Raw genomic sequence first — 10,140 nt, 5'->3', positions numbered from 1 at the left:
CCTGTTGTCGGGGCTGGTCAGAGCGAACGACACGATGAGTCGTTCGCCGCCGCCGACGTCAGACTGGGTGGGCACCTGCAGGGTTCGCGAACCGGCAGCGGGCAACTGCACCATCCCCAGCGGGTCCACGTGCAGATCCTCGGGTGCCGTCACGTCGACGTTGACCCGCACGGGGAACGGGAGTGCGTTCCGGATCACCAGCAGCAACGGACTGTTGGGGCTGGCCATGGTGAACACGCTGCCCGGGGGGAGCAGATCCACGCGCGCCAGGGCGGCCTCGACCGACTCCCGGATCCCGTCCAGTCGGCTCACGGTTCGCAGCCGGGCGGCGGTGCCGGTACCGGACTCCACCGTGATCCCGTCCCCTTCGGCGCGCCGACCCGTCTCCGAGATCGCCCCCAGGGCGTCCACGAGGAACGGGTCGAGATGTCCGGCCGCCCCGGCCGAATTGGGGTCCGAGGTGTCGACGAGCGAACGCAGTGTGCCGAGTCCGTTGAGGGCCTCGGTCAGCCGGTGAACCGTCGATCCGCTCGGGTCCTGCGCGAACGGGTCTACCTCGCCGGGATCCAGCGCGCCCGTCGGCTCGGTGGCGAGCGAACCCTCGGGGTCGGTGATCGGCCCGGCCAGACGGTCGGGCAACGGGGCGGCGCGCATCCGGCCCGCCGCGAGCTGCTCACCGAGCGTGTCCAGCAATGAGGCCGCGGCCTCGGCGTCGACCGACCACACCTGCGGAGGGACAGCCAGGACGCCCTGGTCGAGAGCGCGGCCCGGAGTGGGTACCGGGGCTGCGGGCGCGGGAGGCGCGGGGTTGGTGGGCATCGGCGTGGTGGGCGACTGAGTGGTGGGCGCGGGCGCGACGGCGGGCGACCCCGCTGTGGCGTCGGCGACATCCACCAGTGGAGCCAGGAGCCCGGCCCGCGCATCCTGCAGGCGGGCCTGCTCGGAGTCGGCGGTCAGCCAGTACCGGGTGTCCGGATCCGAATACCGCGGATTCTCGGGGACCTCGCCGGTGGCGGCGAGCGCCGAACCCAACGAAGGCGAGTACGTCAACGCCCGCTGCCCGGCGGTGCCGGCCAGACCGACCATGCCCGGGTCCGGGACGAGACCCGTGTCGGTTCGGGTGGACGGAGTGGCCACGATCGCGGTGGACCCCTCCCCCATCAGAGCCCCGGCCGTCTCCGGACTGAGCGTCCCGGACGCGGGCAGCACCACGTTCGACAGCGGCGTGACCCCGAGGATCCGCTCGATCATCGCCCCACGATCGAGCGCCGCCCGCGTCAGCTCGGGCGAACCGACCCGGGCGAGCGACTCGAGGTCCGCCTGCGAGGCCGGCAACGCCACGACACAGCCACCGTCGGCAAGGGCGCGCAGCTCGTCCAACCACCGAACGGCGTCGGCGGAGACGGTGCCCGGATCCTCCGGAGTCGACGGGCGACGATTGTCCTCGTCACGGCCGGAGCGGTCGCCGCCGGAATCGTCGTCGGGATTGACCGGCCCGTTGCCGTCGTCGATGAGGACCGTGCGCCCGTCCGCGATCTGGGAGACCGTCCCCAGCAGGTCCGGATCCACCGCGAGACAGGTCGCACGTCGCAACTCCTCCCCGCCCGACGACGAGAACGCCTCGTCGGCGGCCCGGACCAACCCCGTGAGCCGGCCCGTCTCCGAGATCTCCTCCAGCAGCGAATCGTTGGAGAGCATCACCACCGGATCCGGCCCGTTGACCCCGGGAACGGCGGCCACGCGAGTGGGCACCGACGCCAACGGCCACACCATCGTCAACGGAACGGACGACGGCAGTGGGCCCGGCTGCGGATCGACGGGATCGGTGAGAACGGTCTCGTCGTCGTCGCCCCCTCCTGGGTCCCCCGGTTGTCCGGGCGCTTCCAGTACGGGCAGCAGGGTTCGGGTGTCATCGAGGCGCGCCGGGGAGCCGCCCACCGGCGTGCCGTTGAGATTGACGAGCACCGGGTAGACGCCCGGCTCCGTGAGCTGCAGGTCCGGCCCGGCGCGGCCGGGGATCGCGCGCGCCGGCATCGACAGGCTGAAGGGCACGCTCTCCCCCGGCGGCAGGGACTCGGTGATCCGCTCGAACTCGCCCTGCACACCGAACGACGGCTCGGACCACACCAGCGGATCCCGGATCGCCGACGCGTCGGTCGCGCGGGGACCCCGCTGCAGGCGCACGTCCACCGCCTCGAGCGGCGTGTCACCGACGTTGGTGATGGTCCCCGACACCGTGACCAGCGGAACCCCGGACTCCGTGCCCACCGCCTGGCCCCCGGAGAACGCGTTGCCGTCCATGATCTCGGGCGTGATCTCGTCGATCGCGATCCGCGCGAACGCCGGGGCCGGATTGGGGATATAGCCGGCGGCCGCCGCCTGCTCCGGGGTGATGGCGCGCGCGGTCGGGGCCGGCGAGACACCCCACAGGGGCCCCGCAGCCAGAACCGCGCTGAGCGTGACCGGAACGAGCGCCCGGACCACGCGCCCTCCCGGCCGGTTGCTCACTTGGTCGACTCCTCCGTCGCGCCGTCGTGGGGCTGGCCGCCCTGGGGCTTGTCGTCGCGGGACGCGGGTGGTCGGGGCTTCCGGGGTCGGGGCTGCTGATTGCGGTTGCGGCCCTGATTTCGGCCCTGGTTATGGGCCTGTTTGCGGTTGTGGCCGCGGTTTTTGCCGCCGGAGGCCCTGTCGCCTGGAGCCCTGTCGCCGGAGGCCTGGTTTCCAGGAGCCTGGCCCCCGCTGTGGTGCTTGGTTCCGTCGGCACCCTGGCCACTTCCGGTGCGCCGCACCGGTTCCGGCCCGTCGACGCGGCGCGACGGGTCGACGGTCTGCGCCGTGCCGATCGCGGGATTGCGGCCGGCGAGCTCGGCGAGAGCGAGATCCGGAAGCATCGTGCGCGCGGCCTCCACGAGGCGACGCTCATCCGGGTAGGCCAGTCTGCGCGGCAGGTCTTCGAACGCCACCCAGGCGACCTCGGTGATCTCCGGGTCTTCGTCGCACAACTCACCGTGGTCGTAGCGGATGAGGTGATGGTGCACGGTCTTGTGGATGCGGCGCCCCTCGGCCACGAACCAGTAGTCGATGGTGCCGAGCGGCGCCAGGATCGTGCCGTCGACGCCCGTCTCCTCGAGCACTTCGCGGCGCGCGGTTTCGGCCACGGTTTCGCCGGGTTCGATGTGGCCCTTGGGCATTGACCACAGCATCCGTCCGCGGCGGTCGAGCCGGCCGATCAGCGCGACCTCGAGTTTCGACAGGTCCGGCTCCGGGTTGGTGCCGCCCGCCAGCGCGAGATTGCGCACGACGAGGCCGCCGGCCGAGGTCTCGAGGACGGTGCGCATGCGCTGCCCACCGCGTGGGTGCCGGTTGCCGCCGCGTGCGCCGTGGGGGTTCTTGCCGCCACTCTTGGCGCCGGGCTTGACCCCGGATTTACCGCCGGGCTTGCCTCCGGAGCGGACGGGCGGGCCGGAGCGCGTGGTGCTGGCCGACGCCGCCTGGCCCGGACCCGACGTGGGCCGATTGGGGTTGCGGGGGTGCCGTCCGGACTGTCGGGAGGTGGCGCCTGCCGTACCGTCGCCGGACCTGACCGTGTGAGTGGTCTCGCCACCCTGCTGGTTCTGGGCCTCGGGATTGCGGTTTTGTCCACGTCCGCCGCGCCTACCTCGACCACCGCGACGACGACGACGCCCCTTGCGGGGCTGGGAATCCGAGGAGTTCCGCGAATCGTTGCCGGGTCCAGATCCGCCGCCGGAACCCGACTGGCCACCGTGACCGGACTTGCCGGCACCGGCTGAGGTGTTCTGCGCGCTGGAGTTCTTCTTCTCACCCTGCCCGGATCGCTGGGCGCCTTGTCCGGAACGCTGGGAGCCCTGCTGGGTCCCGCCCCCGCGATTCACGTTCTGACCTGCGGAATTATTGCCCGCTGCTCCCGGACCCGCGGGTCGCCGGGCACGGCGGCGCCGCTGCGCGTTGGCACGCGGTTCGGAGGGATGATCAGCTTCGGACACCCATCGATGCTACCGGCCACACTGTGCGGTTCCAGAATCCTTGCCGGTGGGTCCCGTGAACGCGGGCATCGCCCGCCGAGGACTCCCGGCCGCGCGGGAAGGTCAGGCTCCCAGTGCGGGTCCCACGACGCGCCACGAATCGCGCAGCTCGCGGTTGAACAGGGCGAACGTGTGGGCGCCGTTGTCGTATCGGTCGTAGGTGAACGGCACTCCGCCGGCCCGCAGGGCGTTCGCCATGTGGCGGGTCCCCAGGTCGGAGGCGAACTCGGTGCCCGCGCCGATGGAGAAGGTGGCTGACCCGATCTCGGGCTGGTCATTGGGCCCGGGATTGCCGGGCGCGGAGGCCAGGTACAGCGCGGTCCCGCGCAGCCGCTCCACGTTGTGCGACGGGTCGTTGTGCACCCATGCCGGGTCGCCGGGCGGGCCCCAGGCGTTGAGGACGTTGCCGCCGCCGCGGGCGACCATCGCGGTCATGGCTGCGCGGCCGAACGGGGTGGAGACCTCGGGGAACCCGGACAGCGACGCGGCCGCCGCGTAGTGGTGGCGGCTGGTCGCGGCGAGGGTCAGTGCGGGTCCGCCGGACATGGACACCCCGATCACGCCGCGCGTGCCGTTCAGGTCGTATCCGCCGGCCAGGGCGGCGGGAAGTTCGTCGTCGAGGAACGTGTGCCACCGGTTCACCCCGAGCACGGGGTCGGGCCGCTGCCAGTCGGTGTAGAGGCTGAACCGTCCACCCTCGGGACTGGCCACGAGGACCTGCTTGTCGGCGAAGAACTGCTCGTAGTCGGTGTGATAGGCCCAGCCGACGTGGTCCTCGCCCCCGCCGACGCCGTTGAGGAGGAGAAGGAGCGGCGCCGGCCCGGGGTTCGCGGGCAGCAGCAGGAAGGTGGGGACGGCCTTGTTCATGGACGGCGACCACACGTCGGCCAGGACCTTACGTCCTTCAATCGGCTGGACGCGCAGGATCTGCGGCCGCGAGGTATCGGCGGGCGGCGGTGCGGTGGGGCGCGGCGAGGTGGTGAAGCCGAGCGCCGTGGAGGTGTCGACGCCCTGCGCGGACTGGGCGCCGGCGGTCGGCGCGGCCACGGCGGCGAGACCCACGCCGGTCAGTGCGAGGGTCGCCGACAGCGTGACCGCGACGGTGGTGGGACCGGGGAGAAAAGTATGACGACGACGAGACACGGCCGTCACACTAGTTCGATCCCAGCCGAGTTCATATCCCGCCGGTCCGGTCTGTGGCCGTCCTGTTGCCACTTCGTTGCCGGCGCGAGCCACTACCCGGCCGTGGCGACTAGAGTCGGGAAGTATGAGTTCCGGTCCCTCGGCGCATGCCCTGATCCTTCGACACCGTGCCGTCAAGGGTAAGCGGGATGAGTTGGTGGAGGTGTGGCGCCGGAACATGCCGGAGGCCGTGAGCGCGAACGATGGTCACGTCGACTACGTGCTGTGCGCCTCCTACTCCGACCCCGACGAGCTGCTGATCTTCCAGCATTACCGCGACGCGGGCGCTGCCCAGCAGTTCCTCGGAAATCCGGCCTACCTGCGTTATCTCGAGGAGTCCCGTCATCTGCTGACCGGGCCGCCGGAGGTCGAGCCGGTGGAGCCGCTGTGGTCGAAGGGCTCCGCCGCGTCCCAGGCGCAGTAGTCCAGGACTGATCAGCAGGACGTCATGATCCGGGCGCGATGTCCCGGCCGCCCCTCCCCTCGCCACATCTCCCTCGCTGCACGCGCCTCACTACACCCGTCCCGCCACATCTGCCTCACCACCTGGGCATCCGTCCATCATTTTCGAATTTGATCGAAAGATCTTATCGAATATCCTTGCCATTGCTGGCCCTCCTCCGTAAGCTGGAACGCAGGTTCGAAACACTGTTATAGCCGAGCCGGAATCGGGACGGGAGGTGCGGGGTCCATGTCGGGTGACGAGAATTTTTACGACGACGACGACGCCGTCACCCCCTCCCCCGGCTCGACTTCCCACACTCCCAATCCGTCGTCCGCCTCCTCTTCGGATCCGTCGGCAACCGATTCTCACGGACCGTCCGATCCCTCCCCGTCGCCGTCCGCCTCGTCCTTTGCTCTCGGCTCCGAGGAGGCGATCTCGGCGTTTTCCGAGGCGGCTCGTGCCGGCTGGGAGGCGGAGAACCGGGCCGCGGCACAGCGGTTCAAGGCCGCTCACGAGTTGATGGTGCAGTGTCTGGAGCATCCCGATTGCGCCCTTGACCTGGATAATCCCCGCCCTGGTTACACGGTGGTGGATCCGGGCGAGATGGCTGTCGCCCATCTGGTCCGGATGTATCCCATCACTACCCGCGACGCGAACATCCTGATCATGTTCGCCGCGGACCTGCACTTCCGCTATCCGGCGATCCTGCAGGCGATGTCTGACGGCCGCATGTGCCCGGACACGGCCAAGATGCTGGTCGAGCAGATGCGCTTCGTGGACGACTCGGTGGTCCACGCCGTGCAGCAGGAGGTCGTCGACGCCTACTTGGCCGCTATCGAGTCCGGCGAACGCCCCGCGCGCAGAACTGTGCGGAACAGGACGGACAAGATCATGACCCGCCATGATCGCGACGCCGTCCGTGCCCGTCGAAAGGACGCGGTCCGGGACCGGTGCGTCCGCGTCTCCCCTGGCCAGGACGGGATGGCCAGCCTGTATGCCGTGCTCCGTGCTGACGAGGCCGCGATGCTGTCGGAGGCGATCGAGGCAAAGGTGTCCTCCGACCGCGCCGACGACAGAGCAGCAGCAGCTGCGGCAGCTGCGGCGGCGGCCGCTGAAGGGACCGTCAGCACTGACACTGACACCGACACGGACTTCGGCTCCGCCACGAATGCCGATGCCGCCACGGATTCCGATTCCGACTCCGATGCCGGTTCCGGCAACGGCATCGCATCGGAGGGCGAGACGATGGCGGGTGATGAGCCGGAGGGCTACTCCATCGGTGATCGTCGCGCGGACGCCATGATGTGGTACTTCTTCGGTGACCTCGCCCCCACCCGCGACGATGCCAACCGGTCCGCCAATCAGTCCGCCAGCCAGGCCGCTGACCAGCCTGGTGACACCGACCGGTCCGGCGGAACCGCTGACGCCGCGCGGCCCACAACCGCCGGCGCCGAGGGCTCGGTGGGTAAGGCTGTCTCCGGATTGATGCTGCGCCCCAGGATCACGGTGTTCGCCCCGACCGGCGGTAACTCCACGGGCTGGAACGACCGGGCGCGGGTGGAGTTCGCCCGTACCGGCGAAGCAGCACTGCAATCCCTGCTGGACATGCTCGCCTGCAGCGACGGAGCCACCATCCAGCGCGTCGACCCGGCCATCGGGGCGGACGATGACCCCGACGCGGAACTGAGATACCGCCCAGGCGCTGTGCTTTCGCACCGGATCCGCCTCCGCGACCGCACTTGCCGGCATCCCGGCTGCACCATGCCCGCCGAGGGGTGCGACCTCGATCATGTGGTGCCGTTTGATCACGATAATCCGGAAAAGGGCGGCCGCACCGTGGAGAAGAACCTGGTGTGCCTGTGCAGGTTCCATCACCGGTTCAAGACGTTTATCAGCTGGGACTACAGACTCGAGCCCGACGGCACACTGGTCATCACCGCACCTGGCGGCACCAGCATGTACACACGTCCCGATGGACCGTTGGCCGAGTTCCGGCGTGAGCAGGCCGCAGCCGAAGCCGCGGCCTGGGAACGGCAGCAGCAGCGCAGTCCGGACCCGAACAAGGCGGCCGCCACCGGAGGTTCCAACACGTGCGACCACACCGAACAGACCTCATGGTCGCGGCGCCAGGCGCGGGTCAATGCACGGCGGGCGGCCGAACGCGCCGCCAATGCCGCGGACTGGCAAGCAAAGCATGACGCCGCAGACGCCCGAGAAAAGGAAGGGAAGAATCGGACAAGGGCCAAGTTCAGCTTGGAACGAAGGTGGGGGATGGGAGAAATCGAGCACGACGGGCACATCATTACCGTCGTGTACGACGGATTGCGGAACTGGAGCATCCCGAAGGACGATCGTCGCTTCCCCGACTACACCGACTACCTCGACGTCGAGCCCTGTGACGAAGCGGCGCTCAACATCGACTCCTTCGACGACGACACCCTTGACGACATGCCCGCAGACGAGCCCGCGGACCAGAACGCGGCCGGCAAGGCATCGGCTGACGATTACTGGGCCAACCGCACGGTGAAGGAACAGCTCCCCCTCTCTGCCCTACGCCGTATGTATCCCAAGGGCCACTTCGTGCACCTTCCTCCCTCTGACAGTCCAGTGGAACAACGCCTCCGCGACTGCATCGTGGACGTCGGCGCGGCGCCCTTCTGAGATGGACGCCACCGATGAATCGTCGGCGCACGGCCGGGAGGGTGCTGGCCCGGCAACACGAAACAGGAGCTTTCGGGGTGACTCGGTAAAGTCTGCGCTGTGACAGCCCGCAATCAGTCCCCCAACAGCCGCGCCGCTTCAGACCGACATGACGCCGCGGTGTTCTCGGGACTGCAGGACGGACCGGGTGCCGCACCGGACCCCACGGACGCCGCCGAGATCGAGGCACGACGCCTCCGGCTGCTGGCCGGGGCCCAGAGCACGATCAACGAACTGGCCGACGTGCTCTCCCCACTCGCCACGGCATTTAGCGAAGCCGGGCACGAGCTGTACCTCGTCGGCGGCAGCGTGCGCGACGCGGTACTCGGGCGCCTCGGAACCGACCTGGACTTCACCACTGACGCACGCCCGGACGTGGTCCGCGCGATCCTCGACGACTACGCGGACGCCGTCTGGGACACCGGCATCGAGTTCGGCACCCTCTCTGCTCTGAAGCACGACGACGCCGGCATCGAGCAGCAGATCGAGATCACCACCTACCGGGCCGACACCTATGACGGCGTGAGCCGCAACCCCGAGGTGGTCTTCGGCGACACCCTCGAGGGGGACCTGGTCCGGCGGGACTTCACCGTCAACGCGATGGCCGTGCGGCTGCACCCCGACGGCCAGCACGAGTTCATCGACCCGCTCGGCGGGATGGACGCACTGCTGGTCGGCGTGCTCGACACCCCGGCCGCGCCGGAGCAGTCGTTCTCCGACGATCCGCTGCGGATGCTGCGCGCGTGCCGCTTCGTCTCCCAACTGGGATTCACGCTCGCGCCCCGGGTGTTCCGGGCGATGACCGAGATGACGGCCGAGATCGACAGGATTACCGTCGAACGGGTCCGGGTCGAGCTCGACAAGATGATCCTCGGCGACTACCCGGTCGACGGGATCAACATGCTCTGCGAGACCGGCCTGGCGGACCACGTGCTGCCCGAGGTGCCCGGCATGAAACTCGAACGTGACGAACACATGCAGCACAAGGACGTGTATTGGCACTCGCTGACCGTCCTCAAGCAGGCCATCGACCTCGAGCCGGAGGGCCCGGACCTGGTGCTGCGCTGGGCGGCGCTGCTGCACGACATCGGCAAGCCCGCCACCCGCGCGGCCAAGCCCGGCGGCGGCGTGACGTTCCATCACCACGAGGTGGTGGGCGCCAAGATGGTCCGCAAGCGCATGCGCACGCTCAAGTACTCGCGCCAGATGGTCGAGGACGTCTCGGGCCTGGTGTTCCTGCACCTGCGCTTCCACGGCTACGGCGACGGGCAGTGGACGGACTCGGCGGTGCGGCGCTACGTCTCCGACGCCGGCGACCTCCTCCCCCGCCTCCACCGACTCGTGCGCGCCGACTGCACCACCCGCAACAAGCGTCGCGCCGCCAAGCTGCAGTCCACCTACGACTCGCTCGAGAACCGGATCGCGGAGATCGAGGAGAAGGAGGACCTCGCCAGGGTCCGCCCGGACCTCGACGGCAACGAGATCATGAAGCTCCTCGGCCTCAAGCCGGGCCCCGACGTCGGCCGGGCCTGGGGCTACCTCAAGGAACTCCGCCTGGACCGCGGACCGCTCGACCGGGACGAGGCCGAGGCCGAGCTCCTGCGGTGGTGGGCAGAGCAATCCGGCGGAGCCGAACGGGGCGCCGGAGCCGAAACTGCCGGGCCGGATTCTGCTCGCGAACCAAAGGATGAGTCCGAATGATAGGCAACGCGGTTGACCGCTACCTGGGGTCGAGTGTGGGGCGGGTTGTCGTCGTCGTCCTCGCTCTTC

The 10,140-nt window shown here is 69.6% G+C and carries 6 protein-coding genes; 3 read left to right on the top strand and 3 right to left on the bottom strand.

The window, feature by feature from the left end:
* From G6016_RS07255 to G6016_RS07245, 3 genes are all read right to left on the bottom strand, one after another.
* Window positions 1-2,508: hypothetical protein (locus tag G6016_RS07255; RefSeq protein ID WP_182632000.1), on the bottom strand; the 2,508-nt coding region annotated here is incomplete at its 3' end.
* Window positions 2,505-4,004 carry an NUDIX hydrolase gene (locus G6016_RS17675; protein ID WP_338403546.1) on the bottom strand — a complete coding sequence of 500 codons (1,500 nt, stop codon included), beginning with the start codon at window positions 4,002-4,004 and terminating at the stop codon, window positions 2,505-2,507. The genes G6016_RS07255 and G6016_RS17675, both read right to left, overlap by 4 nt.
* Window positions 4,005-4,106: 102 nt before the next feature.
* Window positions 4,107-5,186, bottom strand: a complete 1,080-nt coding sequence (locus G6016_RS07245; RefSeq protein WP_182631999.1) for an alpha/beta hydrolase-fold protein — start codon at window positions 5,184-5,186, stop codon at window positions 4,107-4,109.
* A gap of 124 nt (window positions 5,187-5,310) precedes the next feature.
* Here G6016_RS07245 and G6016_RS07240 point away from each other — a divergent pair, with 124 nt between their 5' ends.
* The 3 genes from G6016_RS07240 to G6016_RS07230 all read left to right on the top strand — a co-directional run bounded on the left by G6016_RS07240 (window position 5,311) and on the right by G6016_RS07230 (window position 10,071).
* The gene (locus G6016_RS07240; RefSeq protein WP_182631998.1) at window positions 5,311-5,649 is read left to right on the top strand and encodes a putative quinol monooxygenase; all 339 of its coding nucleotides are present in this window, start codon (window positions 5,311-5,313) and stop codon (window positions 5,647-5,649) included.
* 267 nt (window positions 5,650-5,916) lie between these two features.
* Window positions 5,917-8,331 (top strand): HNH endonuclease signature motif containing protein, encoded by a 2,415-nt coding sequence (locus G6016_RS07235; RefSeq protein WP_182631997.1) that lies wholly within the window; start codon window positions 5,917-5,919, stop codon window positions 8,329-8,331.
* Window positions 8,332-8,502: 171 nt separating this feature from the next.
* Window positions 8,503-10,071: a CCA tRNA nucleotidyltransferase gene (locus tag G6016_RS07230; protein ID WP_187354411.1), complete on the top strand. Its 1,569-nt coding sequence runs from the start codon at window positions 8,503-8,505 to the stop codon at window positions 10,069-10,071.
* Window positions 10,072-10,140: the final 69 nt, after the last annotated feature.

Source organism: Dietzia aerolata (assembly GCF_014144865.1).
In the GTDB taxonomy this organism is placed as follows: domain Bacteria; phylum Actinomycetota; class Actinomycetes; order Mycobacteriales; family Mycobacteriaceae; genus Dietzia; species Dietzia aerolata.
Note: the sequence above shows the minus strand (reverse complement) of the source record. Positions and strands in the feature narration are given on the sequence as shown.